Here is a 14,915-nt window from a genome sequence, read left to right as displayed (position 1 = left end):
CTGAGAACTACTTTACTAAAACTGCTTTCATAAGGTCTGTACTTCAAACCGATGACGCTATTTACTCATAACCCAGAGTTATTAGCAAGGGCTATTTATAATTAATTTCGATAAGGCGCTCTTTCACCCGTGCGACAAGCCGCCCTTCCCACCCTTTTACACCGCATTAACACATTGATTACTTGTGGGGAGCCGCCTAGAATGGGCGGTAAAAATTACCGGGATGGTTTTCATGTTATCGCTGTGGGAAGTCACGCAATACGTTTATTTTATTGGCCTGTTGGTTTCGATGATTATCACTTTTCTGGTCAGCCGCGATACCCTCCCCATCCGTATGCTTAGCGCGCTGATCATCGGCCTGACCTGGCCACTCAGCCTGCCCGTGGTGCTGCTGTTTTCGCTGTTTTAGCGCCTCATCCCGCTAACATTCAGCGGGATGAGTATGGTTTAGCCGTTAAAAGTCATAGCCCACGGTAGCGATTACCGAACGCCCCGCTCCCCAATAGCAGTAGCCAGTGCCATAGCAGCCAGCAACATATTCCCGGTCCGTCAGGTTATTGGCGTTCAACTGCACATAAGCCCCTTTCAATGACGGTTTTACGCTGTCCAGATCCATGCGCACGGAAGCATCCAGCAGCGTGACCGAAGGAATACGCAAGGTATTCTCATTATCCGCCCACTGTTTGCCAATATAACGTACGCCAGCCCCCAGATTGATACCTAGCCCCGCCTTGTACTGCCCCCATAAAGAGGCCATCTGATTAGGCGCCAGGTATGGCGTATTGCCATCGTTACCGTCAACGGCGTCTTTGAATTTCACTTGGTTATAGCTGTAACCCGCAATGACGTTCAGGCGCTCGCTCACCTGGCTACGGGCCTCCAGTTCAATCCCTTGTGAATGTACCTTACCGGCAGGCACATAGTAGCTGTCCTTCACCACGCGGTTAGCTACGTCATTCTGCGTCAGGTCATAGAGGGCAATGCTATAGATCGAGCTGCTGCCAGGAGGCTGATACTTCAGCCCAGCCTCATATTGCTCGCTGGTGGTCGGTTTGAGCAGATGCCCCTCTTTATCGGCAAGGACCGCTGGCGTCACCGCGGAGCTGTAACTCATATACGGCGAGAAACCGCTGTCAAAGTGGTACAGCAAAGAGGCTCGCCCCGTAAAGTGGTCGTCAGTACGGGCATCGGTAGAATCGGTATTCAGCACGGTATTCTTGGTTTCCAAACGGTCAACGCGCCCGGAAAGATTGAGATACCAGTTGTCGAGGCTGACTTCATCCTGCAGATAGACTCCAGTCTGCTCATAACGCCGTTTGGAATCGGTATGACTGAGAATAGTAATATCTGGCCCGCCGGAAACGCCGGTGAATGGGTTCAACGACGTGGCCGAACCAGACTCTTCCCACAAGTTATTGGTAAAACGCTGATAATCCAGCCCCAGCATCACCTTATGTTCCAACGCGCCAGTTGCGAACTCCGCCGCCAGTTGGTTATCCACGGCATAAGCATCCAATGACGTATTGGAGCCGCTGTACCAGCGGTTTAATTCGCTGCGGTCGGCGTTCCAGCCAATCTGGTAAACCTGCTCCAGCTCCACGTTGGAGTGGGTATAGCTGGCATTTTGACGGAATGACCAGACGTCATTAAAACTATGTGAGAAGTCATAACTGTAGATTTGCTGCCAACGTTTGAACACATTGCGGCTGCTTTCGCCGTCAAAAAATCCCCGGCCAAGCTTGTCCCCACTGGTGGTATAAATACTGCCGTCTGACGGCACCGCGCTGTGGTAGCCACCGGAAGGGTCTTTTTGCAGATTGGCCTGCAGCAGCAAAGAGGTATTTTCATCCGGTTGCCACAGCAACGAAGGCGAAATCGCATAGCGCTCTTCACGCTGATGGTCATACATGGTGTCGCTGGTGCGGGTAATGCCGGTCAAACGGTATGCCCACTGATCGTTCAATGCCCCAGTCGAATCAAACGCACCGCCTTTGGTATTGTTGTTTCCGGCCATCACATTGACGTGATTTTCACTGGCAAACTGCGGCCGTTTGCTGGTCATCGCCACCAATCCGCCAGGGATACTTTGCCCATACATCACGGACGATGGGCCCTTAATCACGTCGATGCGTTCCAGGAACCAAGGGTCGATCTGCAAAGCGTTATAACTGCCGCCGTCGCTAAGCAGGCGTAGGCCGTTCAGGAAGGTGTTATTGACGTCGCCACCGTGAAAACCGCGCAGAGCGATAGTATCGTAACGCGTCGCGCCACCAGAAAAGTTAGTAAAAACGCCTGGGGTATATTTCAGCGCATCGTTAACCGTCAAAGCCCCTTGGTCGCTCATCTGTTGGCGTGTTACTACGGAGACAGATTGTGCAGTGAGTACCAGAGGCCGATCTGTTTTAGTGGCCCCCTGGCTGGTGCTGGCCTCATAGCCATGCGTCGCCGTTTCCGCCGTATCGGCGGGTTTGGCCGTTACCACGAGGGTATCTTCAGCTAAAGAGGTCAATGGCAGGAAAATCGCTAACGAGCAGTAAAGATAAGAACGACTGGCAGGAAAAAACGCAGGCATACCTGTATTCCCCATGGGATCTATTGAAATTGCACCGAAAACGTACCGTGCTGGCAACGCTGGCCAGTTTGGCGTACAGAGGTCACGGTGCTCTGATGTTGTTAGACATGAAATACTAATAACAATGATAATTATTATCTTTACTATTAATGAATACAAGTAGCAAAATGCACTCTGGTGAAGGGGGTTTCAGGCGGGTTCATTGGCTTATGAACGGTACGTCATCATGGATAAAACATTTTTCTTAGCAGGTTATGCTGCTGAGGCGTTTAGTTTTCATTTAGCTGTTAAATGCTATAAATCTGGATAACTCAAGGAGAGTGCATGACTCAAACAGCAAATCCCATCTCAGCCCCCTCCAGAAGATTGAAAGTGGTCTATGGCTGGTATGTTTATACGGTGTATGCGTTACTGGTCTTTAATCTCTATCTGGCGGTATACAACACTTGCGTTCGCCACCCCTTTGAATCACCGTTAATCTCCATGGCTCATAGCCTGTTTATCGCTTTTCTGCTCAGCCAGATCCTGAAGAAACGAAGAGGCTTCAGTTGGGTATTGCTGATCTACTTTATGACCATGCGCCTGTATTACGCCAATATTTTGCACACTGACTTTTCTGCCACCAGCCTGAGCCTGGTTTGGGTCGTCATGACACTGCTGCTGGCTGGTACTCTGTCTGTCAGGCAATTCAACGCTAACAAAGTACAACAGGAATGGTTGGCTCGCTTTGGTTGGCGCCAATGGGCAGTGTTAGTCGGGCTAGCGGCGATATTGACGCTATTACTCACCCGCGACTATCTGGGGTGACAGGTGACTCCGGGATGTGAGGTTCAGAGATATCTACCATGCGGCAGATTTTACTTAAGTTTTGCGCGTTTTCGCAGATTTTATCGGTAACGTAAACGCCAAAATAGCCTAATACCAGCAGATAGCCGATCATACATAGAATAAAAATAAGTGTTCTCAACGCTAGCTACCAACTCTGCAACATGACTAAAGTCATCATACCGTGAACAGACCGTTTTCGCCTATTTCAAAGTAACTGGATATTCTGCCAGACTGTATGCAGTACCATCACGAGCTTGTTCAGCCTGGAGACCCCATGAACCATTTGATGCTAGATATTGAAACGCTGGATATTACCCCGAGCGCGGTGATCCTGGTGGTTGCCGGCGTGTTTTTTAACCCCAAGACCGGTGAATTAGGGGCAGAATTTGAAGCGGCAGTGAACAGCCAGCAGGAACAACCGGGCCGGACAATCAGTCTGGATACCGTAGCCTGGTGGGCAAAACAGTCAGACGAAGCTCGTAAACAGGCTTTCGGAGGCAGCGAAAGTCTCAAGCGGGTCTTGACCAACCTGAGCCGTTTTATTCATATGCACAGCACCGACACGGTGAAAGTCTGGGGTAATGGCAAAGAGTTTGACTGTTCGATCCTGGAACATGCCTACCACCAGTTGGCAATGCCTTGCCCCTGGAAGTTCTGGGATACCCAAGATGCCCGTACTATCATTACGCTGGCAGAGTTGCATGGTTTCAATCCCAAGAAACAGCGTCCGTTTGAAGGCACACCACACCGGGCGCTGGATGATGCCAAACACCAGGCACGCTACGTTGCGGATACCATTTCAGCACTTTATTACCGCCAGCCCGCGGCAAAATGATCGCGCCAGGGAAAATCAAGCGCAAACGGTTTCCTGTCTGTCATCAATACGTTATCGCTTCCCATTTGCGGTTGGGATCTCTACTCTAGTCCTCTTTGTCATTCGGATGTGCCATTTTTGTTATGCAAAAATTTCTCTTTCTCCTGCTAAGCTTGGTGTTGCTCGGCCCTCTGGGAATCGATCTCTATCTGCCCACCATTCCTGCCATTGCCCTGGGCCTTAACAGCAGCGAAGCCTTGATCCAATCCACCATTTCGCTGTTTATTCTGGTGTTGGGTCTTGGCCAGGTGATCGCCGGTCCGCTGGTGGATAATTACGGTCGTAAACCGGTGGCCATCGCCGGGATCCTGATTTATATGGCGGGCGCAGTAATGGCTGCGCTGGCGACAACGGCAGAAATTTTTGTCGCTTCGCGCCTGATGCAAGGCGTGGCCGTTTGCTGTACCGCCGTTGTCGCATTCAGTGGCGTGCGCGATCGGATGAATGGCGATGACGCCGCACGCGCTTTCGGTTTCCTCAACGGCACGCTGAATATCATTCCTGCACTGGCCCCGCTGCTCGGTGGCTTGCTGGCAGAAGCCTTCGGCTGGCGCGCACCATTCTGGTTCCTGGTGGGTTATGCCGCAGTGGTGTTATTGCTGGTCATCTTCTTCCTGCCGGAAACCCGCCCCGCGACTACCGTAGCTGTCAAAGGGCTCCCGGTACGACAGTATCTGCGCATTCTTGGCGATCGCCGGTTTATTTCCTTTGCGGTGGTCAATGCAGGGGCAATGGGGATGGCGCTGACCTATGTCTCATTGGCACCTAACGTGCTGATGGGCACCGCCGGGCTATCACCGCTGCAGTTCTCTTTGGTATTTGGGGCCAACGGTTTCTGGATCATGCTGGTCAGCTTTGTCGCCAACCGCATCATTCACAAGATTGGCCGCCCTTTCTGCCTGGCGACCGGCGGCATACTGATGGGGTTAGGCTGTCTTGCTTTAGTGTTGGGCGTGGCACTGCTGGGTGAAGCTGCACAAAGCCATTGGTTGGCTTATATCCTGCCCGTGGCCTGCGCCTGCGCCGGATTGGCTTTTGTCATGGGGCCGTCAACCAGCTATGCGTTAGAGCCTTACTCTAACGAAGCAGGTGTGGCTTCAGCACTGGTAGGCTTTATTCAGATGGCCGGAGGTGCCGCATTGGGCCTGATCGCCATGGCGTTACCACTGCAGCCCAAACTGTCGCTGGCGTTAGTGATGTTGGTAGGTTGCCTGCTGGCGCTACACGCACGGCAGCGCAGCAAGCAAATCAAAGGGCAGTTGAAAAAAATCGGCTGAGTCTATTCTTCAACAACAATAGGCACTCGTGCCGCCAAGGCTGTCAGCAGCTCGTAACCCAAGGTTCCGGCTGCGGCAGCCACATCATCAACGTGAAGATGCCTCCCCCACAGTTCGACGTCAGTACCAATGGTTGCCTGCGGGCACGGTGTCAGATCCACCGTCATCATATCCATGGAAACCGAACCTACTGTATGTGTCAGAACACCGTCCACCCAGACCGGAGTGCCGGTGGGCGCATGGCGAGGATAGCCGTCCGCATAACCACAGGCCACGACGCCGATACGCTGCGCCCCACCAGCGGCATAACGCCAGCCATACCCTACCCGGTCTCCTGCTTGCAGCTGTTGGATACCAATGATCTTGCTGTTCAGCGTCATCGCCGGTTGCAAACCGGTAGCAGCGATGTCCTGCCAGTTGCCGCTGGGTGATGCGCCATAAAGTATAACCCCCGGCCTCACCCATTCCCCCCGCGTCTGTGGGTGCCACAAGGTGGCCGCCGAGTTGGCCAGACAACGAGGCAGATCAATCGCAGCAGTAGCGCGTTCAATCACCGCCATCTGCTCCGTTACGCCTTCAGCACCGTCGGCGGTGGCGAAGTGGCTCATTAGCGTTATCGAACCAATATTACGCAACTCCTTTGCGGTTAACCAAGCGCTGTGCAGCTGCTCCGGGGCAAACCCTAGGCGGTTCATACCACTGTTCAACTTGAGATAAACATCCAAAGGGGCCTGTAAACGCGCTTCGGCAATCGCCTGTAGTTGCCAGTCGCTGTTCACCGCCGTGGTTAACCGGTAACGATCGATCAGCATCAGGTCTGCGGGCTGAAAAAAACCCTCCAGCAGCAGAATCGGCCCCTGCCAGCCAGATTCGCGTAGTAACACTGCCTCGGCCAGATCGAGCAAGGCAAAACCATCGCTATTCTCGCCCAGGCTGCGCCAGACATGCTGCAAACCGTGGCCATAAGCATTGGCCTTAACAACGGCCCAGATTTTAGCCGAAGGAGCAAAACGACGAACTACCTGCAGGTTATTGGTCAACGCGGCCAAATGCAGCGTAGCGGTAATCGGGCGAGGCATGGGCTCTCCTATCAGATTGGGGTTCAGCGTGCCGGGTGCACGTCATTCAAGGGAACAACAGGTCCCTGCCGAAAGTCTGCGCGGTAACGCGCCACCGCCAGATCGTCTGAAGCAATGGCCGGGGTGATCCCAGAGATCAAGTCGGCAAGCAACTGCCCGGAGCCGCAGGCCATCGTCCAACCCAAGGTGCCATGACCGGTATTTAAATAGAGATTTTTCAGTGGGGTGCGCCCCACGATCGGCGTGCCATCTGGCGTCATCGGGCGCAGCCCCGTCCAGAATGTGGCCTCCTCAACCCGCCCACCGTTCGGATACAGATCGCGTACTACCATTTCCAGCGTTTCACGCCGCTTCTGCTCCAACTGGGTATTGAAGCCAACAATTTCCGCCATACCGCCCACACGGATGCGCTTATCGAAGCGAGTAATGGCAATTTTATAGGTTTCGTCCAGCACGGTAGAGAATGGCGCGGCCGCTTCATTGGCGATCGGGATGGTTAATGAGTAACCTTTCAACGGATAAACCGGAATGGACACCAGATCGCGCAGTAGCGCGGTAGAATAGGCGCCGAACGCCACAACATAGCTATCGGCAGTCATGATTTCACCATCACACTGCACGCCGGTAATCTTATCTCCTTCCACCAGCAAGCGTTCAACGTTGCGGTTAAACAGGAAGTTGACTCCGGCCTGCTGAGCCAGCTTGGCCAACTGCTGGGTGAACAGTTGGCAGTCCCCGGTTTCATCATTCGGGAGTTGTAAGCCGCCAGTAAGCTTGTGAGCAACCTGCGACAACGCCGGTTCAACCGTCGCCAACTGGCTGGCCTCCAGCAGTTTGTAAGGCACTCCGGCGTCCTCCAGCACGGCAATGTCCTTGGCAGCGCTGTCAAACTGCTGCTGGGTGCGGAACAGCTGCAGCGTACCGCCTTGACGGCCTTCATACTGAATCCCGGTTTCCTGCCGCAGAGCTTTAATGCAGTCGCGGCTGTATTCCGCCAGACGCACCATACGGCCTTTGTTGGTCATATAGTGGGCGGTATCGCAGTTTTTCAGCATCTGCCACATCCAACGCAGTTGGAAACTGCTGCCATCGAGGCGGACTGCCAACGGCGCGTGACGTTGGAACATCCATTTGATCGCCTTCAACGGTACCCCAGGTGCTGCCCAAGGTGCGGCGTAACCTGGAGATATTTGCCCGGCATTGGCCGCACTGGTTTCCAAGGCTGGCCCGGGTTGACGATCGATCACCGTCACCTCATGGCCCGCTTTTGCCAAATACCAGGCACTGGCAACCCCTACCACTCCGCTACCTAAAATAACCACTCTCATCGCTGACTCCAGCTCAAGGATCGATAAAGCACAATCTACCAATAACAGGAAATTAACTCAGTGGAAAAAACTACTCAACAAATCGTTTATTAATCGTGACAATATTCACAATTATTTTATCGTTGATGCGCCCGGCTTTGGCAATAGCGGATAAAAAATAACGATAAGATACTGTTAAAGCGCATTTTGCCGATAAAACAGGCTATTCATCCCCCGAACACATCAGCGAAAATCTCCAGTTGTACAGGCAATGACAACCTACGCATTGCAGAATATAAATCTTTTAAATTAAATACTTCAGGCGAATAATTCCAACCATGACCATTACACATCAGTTTCCTCTGCCTCACGGTTCGAATGCCTGGTTGAGTGCCGCCACAGGCCGCAAAGCTGGCTTACGCGTAGCTACCCCAAGTGGTTATCAGTGCTCAGCACGGATGATTTCAAACGATTTATTACGACTTGGACTATCATTGTTAAAGGGTCTGCCAAAAGAGCCGACGCCGTTCATAACGAGGGTGCGCTGATGACTACTTCGACACAGAAAAAGGTTAAGGAAGATAAACGTCTGAGCGATGGACCGGACTGGACATTCGACCTGTTGCAGGTATATCTGGAACAGATTGACCGGGTTGCCAAACATTACCGGCTCGACACCTATCCGCATCAGATCGAGGTCATCACCTCCGAGCAGATGATGGATGCCTATTCCAGCGTCGGGATGCCGATCAACTATACCCACTGGTCATTCGGTAAAAAGTTCATCGAAACCGAGCAGCGCTATAAGCATGGCCAGCAGGGGTTGGCCTATGAGATCGTGATCAACTCCAACCCGTGTATTGCCTATCTGATGGAAGAAAACACCATCACCATGCAAGCACTGGTTATGGCTCATGCCTGCTATGGGCACAACTCGTTTTTCAAAAATAACTATCTATTCCGCAGTTGGACGGACGCCAGTTCGATCGTCGATTATCTGCTGTTCGCCCGCCATTACATCAGCGAGTGTGAGGAACGCTATGGCGTGGAAGAAGTAGAAAAGCTGCTGGACTCTTGCCATGCGCTGATGAATTACGGGGTCGATCGCTACAAACGGCCACAAAAAATCTCGCTGGTGGAAGAAAAAGCCCGCCAAAAGAGCCGTGAGGAGTATCTGCAAAGTCAGGTCAACTCGCTGTGGAAAACCTTGCCGCGAGTCGATCGCGAAGCCCTGCCGGAACAGGCCGTGCGTTTCCCACGGGAGCCGCAGGAAAACATTCTCTACTTTATGGAGAAAAACGCCCCGTTGCTGGAATCCTGGCAGCGTGAAGTGCTGCGCATCGTGCGTAAGGTAAGCCAGTATTTCTACCCGCAAAAACAGACGCAGGTGATGAACGAGGGCTGGGCCACCTTCTGGCATTACAGCATCCTTAACCACCTGTATGACGAAGGGCGCGTGACGGATCGCTTTATGCTCGAGTTCTTGCATAGCCATACCAATGTGGTCTACCAACCACCGTACAACAGCCAATACTACAACGGTATCAACCCGTACGCGCTTGGCTTTGCCATGTTCCAGGATATCAAACGGATCTGTCAGTCGCCGACCGAAGAAGATCGCTACTGGTTCCCGGATTTCGCCGGCAAGGACTGGTTGGATACCCTGCACTTCGCCATGCGTGACTTCAAGGATGAGAGCTTTATCAGCCAGTTCCTGTCACCAAAGGTGATGCGTGATTTCCGCTTGTTTACCGTGCTGGATGACGATCGCAACAATTACCTGGAGATTTCAGCGATCCATAACGAAGCGGGCTACCGGGCGATACGTCAGGAGCTGTCGGCTCAGTACAACCTGAGTAACCACGAGCCCAATATTCAGGTCTGGAATGTGGATCTGCGTGGCGACCGTTCATTAACGCTGCGCTATATTCCACAGGACCGGGCACCATTGGATAAAAGCCGCCGAGAGGTGATGAAGCATCTGCATCGTCTGTGGGGGTTCGACATTATTCTGGAGCAGCAAAACGAAGATGGCAGCGTTGAGTTGCTGGATCGCTGCCCACCAAGACCCAACGCGTTATAAAGCAGCAATATGACAAAGGGGCGCATGCAGCGCCCCTTCAACTCTCTGATTACGTGAATAACGCGAATTAACGACGCGCTTCGGTCAGATCGCTTGGCATAGTGCCCTGCATGCTCTGCCAAATGGCCCCACTCTCTTTACCGTAGTTACGCACGCAATCCATCACCTGATCGTACATCTTCTCATGGCACAGGCTAGACAGCTTGTTGTAGAAGGTCAGTGCGAGTTTGCGCGCTTCCGGGTTGGAGAAATAATAACGGCCAACGCGGGTATACAGCCCTTTCAAGCCATTGAGGATCAGGCCATAAATAGGGTTGCCCGAAGCAAAGGCCAAGCCACGGAAAATTTCATAGTCGAGCTGGTTGAAGGCATCCGCCTGATCGTCAACCAGCGCCGCTTTCGCCAACACTTCCTGCGCCTGCTCCGGGTGGTTACGCACCGCCGCACGGATAAAGATCGAGGCAATATTGGTCCGCACTGACAGCAGATTATCGATCAGCTGCGGTACGCTGTTGTGATCGAGCCGTGCCAGGGTTTCCAGAATATTAAGGCCGGAGGTTTCCCAAAAATTGTTCACCTTGGTCGGTTTGCCGTGCTGAATAGTCAGCCAGCCATCACGGGCCAGTCGCTGCAGAACCTCACGTAATGTGGTGCGCGTGACGCCAATCAGTTCTGAAAGCTCACGTTCCGCGGGCAAAATAGAGCCGGGAGGGAAGCGGTTATTCCAAATACTTTCAATAATATACTCTTCCGCGAAACCGGCAGGACTCTGCGCCTTTATAACCATGTGTTTGATGTTCCGTAACGACGATAATCAGTAATTGTAATCGGCAGATCATACCAGATCGCCGGGGCATCACATAGCGCGAGCCAAAAACAATAAACGAAAGTGTGCATAAGCTGGCAAAAAGATGAAAAAAACCACTTCGCCGAAATTTCAGGCTATTAGGGCTTCCTTGTTTGCATCAGCCCCACTGCCGTTGTTAGGGTATGACGAGCCAACTCACTTTAAGGTTTCGCAAAAACAAGCATGGATATGACAATACGCTCGGCATTGGTAAAGAACTTTCTCGGGGCGTCCCCCGATTGGTACAAACTGGCCATCATCAGTTTTCTGGTGATCAATCCCTTGGTGTTTTTCCTGGTCAGCCCTTTCGTGGCAGGCTGGCTACTGGTTATCGAGTTTATCTTTACGCTGGCGATGGCGCTGAAATGCTACCCGCTACAGCCCGGCGGACTACTGGCCATTGAGGCTGTTTTGATCGGCATGACCAGCCCCGCACACGTCAGCGCGGAAATTGCCAGTAATCTTGAGGTGTTATTGCTGCTGGTGTTTATGGTGGCAGGCATCTACTTTATGAAGCAGTTGCTGCTGTTTGTGTTTACCAAACTGCTGCTGAACATCCGCTCAAAGATGCTGTTATCGCTGTCCTTCTGCGTTGCCGCTGCACTGCTCTCTGCCTTCCTGGATGCCCTGACCGTGGTGGCGGTAGTGATCAGCGTCGGCACGGGTTTTTATTCGATCTACCATAACGTCGCCTCAAATCAGAAAATCGATATTAGTGACGATAGTCGCCTGGAAGATGCCGACCATAAACAGACGCTGGAACAGTTCCGCGGCTTTCTGCGCAGCCTGCTGATGCATGCGGGCGTAGGCACCGCTCTCGGGGGCGTGATGACCATGGTGGGCGAGCCGCAGAACCTGATCATCGCCAAAAGCGCCGGATGGGGCTTTGGCGAATTTTTCCTGCGCATGACCCCCGTCACGCTGCCGGTGTTCGTTTGTGGTCTGTTGGTTTGCCTGCTGGTGGAACGTTTTGCGGTATTCGGCTATGGCACCAAACTGCCGGAACAGGTGCGTAGCGTACTAAAAGAGTTCGATCGCCAGGCAACGGCCAAGCGTAGCCGCCAGGAAAAGATGAAGTTGGTGGTACAGGCGTTAATCGGCCTCTGGTTGGTCATTGCCTTGGCCTTCCATCTGGCGGAGGTGGGCCTGATTGGCCTCTCGGTGATCATTTTGGCAACCTCACTGTGCGGCGTAACCGATGAGCATGCGATCGGCAAGGCTTTCCAGGAAGCCCTGCCCTTTACCGCGCTGCTGACGGTGTTCTTCACCGTTGTGGCAGTGATCATTGAACAGCAACTGTTTACTCCGGTGATCCACTATGTGCTACAGGCACCGCCGAGCTCACAGCTTTCCCTGTTTTATCTGTTCAACGGCCTGCTCTCTTCCGTTTCTGATAACGTTTTTGTCGGTACGGTTTACATTAACGAGGCTCGGGCGGCACTGGCGAACGGAGCAATCTCACTGCAACAGTTCGAACTGTTGGCGGTAGCGATTAACACCGGCACCAATCTGCCTTCGGTGGCTACACCCAACGGGCAGGCTGCTTTCCTGTTCCTGCTAACCTCAGCCCTGGCACCGTTGGTACGTCTGTCTTATGGCCGTATGGTCTGGATGGCATTGCCTTACACGGTGGTGCTGACCCTGGTCGGCCTGCTGTGTGTGCAACATACCCTGGCACCGGTAACGGACCTGTTTACCCAATGGCAGTGGTTAATGCCGCTACCGCTTGACGCGGTGGCTCCTATCGCTGCACATTAGCCGCCATAACCGTCCCTACAAACGACGATATTTTTCACTGAATCGTCGTTAGATAGCTGGCAGCGGGGATGAATTGGTTTACACTGCCGGTTCAATTGCTTACTGCATGGAAGAATATAGATATGTTGCAATTCTTTAACCGCTGCTCGCAGGGGCGCGGTGCTTGGCTGTTGTTGGCTCTGACTGCATTGGTACTGGAGTTGGCCGCCCTCTATTTTCAGCACGTGATGCTGTTACAGCCTTGCGTAATGTGTATTTACGAACGTGTCGCGCTGTTCGGGATTTTGGGAGCGTCGCTGCTTGGTGCATTGGCACCAAAGTCGCCGCTACGCTATGTGGCGATCCTACTGTGGATATACAGCGCCTGGGAAGGCCTGCAGTTAGCCTGGAAACACACGATGATCCAGCTGCATCCATCGCCGTTTAATACCTGTGATTTCTTTGTCAGCTTCCCATCCTGGCTGCCGCTAGACAAATGGGCGCCTGCGGTGTTCCACGCTTCGGGTGACTGCTCGGTGCGTCAGTGGCAGTTCCTGTCGTTGGAAATGCCACAGTGGCTGGTGGGGATTTTTGCTGCCTATTTGCTTATTGGGATTGTGGTTCTGCTCAGCCAATTTGTCCGCCAGCGTAAACGCGATCTGTTTGGCCGCTAACGCTAAAACATCGCAAAAACGGCGCCTTAGGGCGCCGTTTTTTATTGCTACTGACACCCTGTCACCAGGTTTACCGAGTAGGGCCGCTGCATGCTGCGCCCGTTTGGATAATCAATGGCATCGTGTGTGGTAGGCAAGCAACATCAGGTATGGGTAAAGTAATACACGAGCACGATCAGTACTCCGGCCACGGCAAACAGGCGTACCATCTTCATCATCACATTCTCATCACAGGCGGAGGTGCCGACAAGCTACCTAAGATTTTGTTTAAAAAGAAGCGTCCACCAGGCGATTACGACGTAATTTACATAACATTAAGTTTTGTTGCGTTTCCCCGCCGATATATCGCCCAATCTTTGGCAATTCATCCCTTTCAAGCACAGATATATTGGCTACACTTAATCACTGATTGGCCGTTTTTCATTCACCGCATTAATACTTTAGGGCGGATACTAATAAAATGATGACATATATAAGCCACGCCCCTCATCCGCCCTGATTTATTTACCCTCTCGTTTAACTTCTGTTTAACCTGACCACCCGGTTAGCACGCTATTTCGGCTATGCTCTGCATGATAAAACGCCTACGTCTACCAAGGTTGCAGGCGCTCAACCACTGAACAGTCGCAGCCAATAAGATAGACAGGGTATTTTGAGCAAGGGATCACTATGTCAGAAAATAAAATCAATCTGCAATCAACCATCACGACGCTGCCCTATTTAGACTGGAATGCTACCTCCTCTGCTACTCTGGATGCCGTAGCCGAGCTGGAAAGCGGCAAGGTGCTCTATTTCCCTCATCTGGCCTTTAATCTGACCGACGCGGAAAAAACCTTACTCACCCCAGAGTTGGTCGATCCAAAACGCAAAAATATTAGCTACCAGCCAGAACAGCAAAAGCTGACGGGAGTTGCGGTTGAGGCCAAACGCGAAGCGGTACATAAATTACTGGCTCGGCACTATCAAGCCTGCCAGCATTTAATCAATTCCGTCCTGCCCGAATATCGGCACGCAGTGCAAATGCCCACCAATAGCCTGCGCCTGCATCCGATATCCGCCTGGACAGCAACGACCTCATGGCGCAAGGACGACCGCCGCCTGCATGTGGATGCGTTCCCTTCGCGCCCCAATTATGGCAACCGTATTTTACGCATATTCACCAACATCAACCCTCATGGTGAAAGCCGCCAGTGGCGCGTCGGGGAGCCGTTCCCGGAATTGGCGCAACGTTTTCTGCCACGCCTGAAGCGTTACTCGCCCTTTGCCAGTTGGTTGCAGGATAAAGTTGGCATTACCAAAACGCGCCGTAGTCACTACGATCACCTGATGCTGCAAATGCACGATGCGATGAAGGCAGATAAAGACTACCAGGAAAGCGGCCCCCAGCAGGCGGTTGAATTCCCCCCAGGAAGCAGCTGGATCTGTTTTTCCGATCAAACCCCCCATGCCGCCATGGCCGGGCAGTATATGCTGGAACAGACCTTTATTTTACCGGTGAGTGCCATGAAAACCCCGCAGCATGCGCCGCTGAACGTCTTGCAAGAGTTGTTACACAAGCCATTGATATAGAAAGCCTGGCTTTTCAGCCGATCCGCAGGTTATTCGCTGGATCGGCCATAACTTCGATCTGTGTCACC

General features: G+C 52.6%; 12 protein-coding genes. 8 read left to right on the top strand and 4 right to left on the bottom strand.

Going from position 1 to position 14,915, the window contains the following annotated elements; translation table 11 throughout:
* Window positions 1-232 precede the first annotated feature (232 nt).
* Window positions 233-409 (top strand): GhoT/OrtT family toxin, encoded by a 177-nt coding sequence (locus IMQ33_RS10995; RefSeq protein ID WP_074423378.1) that lies wholly within the window; start codon window positions 233-235, stop codon window positions 407-409.
* Between the two features lie 45 nt (window positions 410-454).
* Here IMQ33_RS10995 and IMQ33_RS10990 read toward each other — a convergent pair whose 3' ends face one another.
* Window positions 455-2,572: a TonB-dependent siderophore receptor gene (locus IMQ33_RS10990; RefSeq protein ID WP_161711650.1), complete on the bottom strand. Its 2,118-nt coding sequence runs from the start codon at window positions 2,570-2,572 to the stop codon at window positions 455-457.
* A 324-nt stretch (window positions 2,573-2,896) separates the two neighbouring features.
* On the opposite strand from IMQ33_RS10990, the gene IMQ33_RS10985 reads away from it, so the two are divergent.
* The 3 genes from IMQ33_RS10985 to IMQ33_RS10975 all read left to right on the top strand — a co-directional run bounded on the left by IMQ33_RS10985 (window position 2,897) and on the right by IMQ33_RS10975 (window position 5,551).
* On the top strand, window positions 2,897-3,379 hold the full coding sequence (locus IMQ33_RS10985) for a hypothetical protein (protein ID WP_065685666.1): 483 nt from the start codon (window positions 2,897-2,899) through the stop codon (window positions 3,377-3,379).
* Between the two features lie 295 nt (window positions 3,380-3,674).
* Window positions 3,675-4,235, top strand: a complete 561-nt coding sequence (locus IMQ33_RS10980) for a 3'-5' exonuclease (RefSeq protein WP_065685665.1) — start codon at window positions 3,675-3,677, stop codon at window positions 4,233-4,235.
* Window positions 4,236-4,357: 122 nt separating this feature from the next.
* Entirely contained in the window at window positions 4,358-5,551 is a 1,194-nt protein-coding gene (locus IMQ33_RS10975) for a multidrug effflux MFS transporter (protein WP_065685664.1), read from the top strand.
* Between the two features lie 2 nt (window positions 5,552-5,553).
* Here the strand turns inward: IMQ33_RS10975 and dadX are convergent, their stop codons facing one another.
* On the bottom strand, window positions 5,554-6,630 hold the full coding sequence (dadX, locus tag IMQ33_RS10970) for a catabolic alanine racemase DadX (RefSeq protein ID WP_196062448.1): 1,077 nt from the start codon (window positions 6,628-6,630) through the stop codon (window positions 5,554-5,556).
* Between the two features lie 23 nt (window positions 6,631-6,653).
* A complete protein-coding gene (locus IMQ33_RS10965) occupies window positions 6,654-7,958 on the bottom strand; it encodes a D-amino acid dehydrogenase (RefSeq protein WP_196062449.1) in 1,305 nt (434 codons plus the stop codon).
* A gap of 526 nt (window positions 7,959-8,484) precedes the next feature.
* Between IMQ33_RS10965 and IMQ33_RS10960 the strand changes: the two genes are divergently transcribed.
* Window positions 8,485-10,020, top strand: a complete 1,536-nt coding sequence (locus tag IMQ33_RS10960; RefSeq protein ID WP_065685847.1) for a SpoVR family protein — start codon at window positions 8,485-8,487, stop codon at window positions 10,018-10,020.
* A 67-nt stretch (window positions 10,021-10,087) separates the two neighbouring features.
* Here the strand turns inward: IMQ33_RS10960 and fadR are convergent, their stop codons facing one another.
* Entirely contained in the window at window positions 10,088-10,807 is a 720-nt protein-coding gene (gene fadR / locus IMQ33_RS10955; protein WP_021181184.1) for a fatty acid metabolism transcriptional regulator FadR, read from the bottom strand.
* Window positions 10,808-11,050: 243 nt separating this feature from the next.
* On the opposite strand from fadR, the gene nhaB reads away from it, so the two are divergent.
* The 3 genes from nhaB to IMQ33_RS10940 all read left to right on the top strand — a co-directional run bounded on the left by nhaB (window position 11,051) and on the right by IMQ33_RS10940 (window position 14,847).
* A complete protein-coding gene (gene nhaB, locus IMQ33_RS10950) occupies window positions 11,051-12,625 on the top strand; it encodes a sodium/proton antiporter NhaB (RefSeq protein ID WP_196062450.1) in 1,575 nt (524 codons plus the stop codon).
* Between the two features lie 122 nt (window positions 12,626-12,747).
* Window positions 12,748-13,278 (top strand): disulfide bond formation protein DsbB, encoded by a 531-nt coding sequence (dsbB, locus tag IMQ33_RS10945; protein ID WP_021181182.1) that lies wholly within the window; start codon window positions 12,748-12,750, stop codon window positions 13,276-13,278.
* 669 nt (window positions 13,279-13,947) lie between these two features.
* The gene (locus IMQ33_RS10940; protein ID WP_161711653.1) at window positions 13,948-14,847 is read left to right on the top strand and encodes a Kdo hydroxylase family protein; all 900 of its coding nucleotides are present in this window, start codon (window positions 13,948-13,950) and stop codon (window positions 14,845-14,847) included.
* The last annotated feature ends 68 nt before the right edge of the window (window positions 14,848-14,915 follow it).

The sequence above is a fragment of the Serratia sp. Res13-Sevr-LER1-36-b genome (assembly GCF_015673035.1).
GTDB lineage: Bacteria > Pseudomonadota > Gammaproteobacteria > Enterobacterales > Enterobacteriaceae > Chania > Chania fonticola_C.
This window is presented reverse-complemented; position numbering and strand designations above follow the sequence as displayed.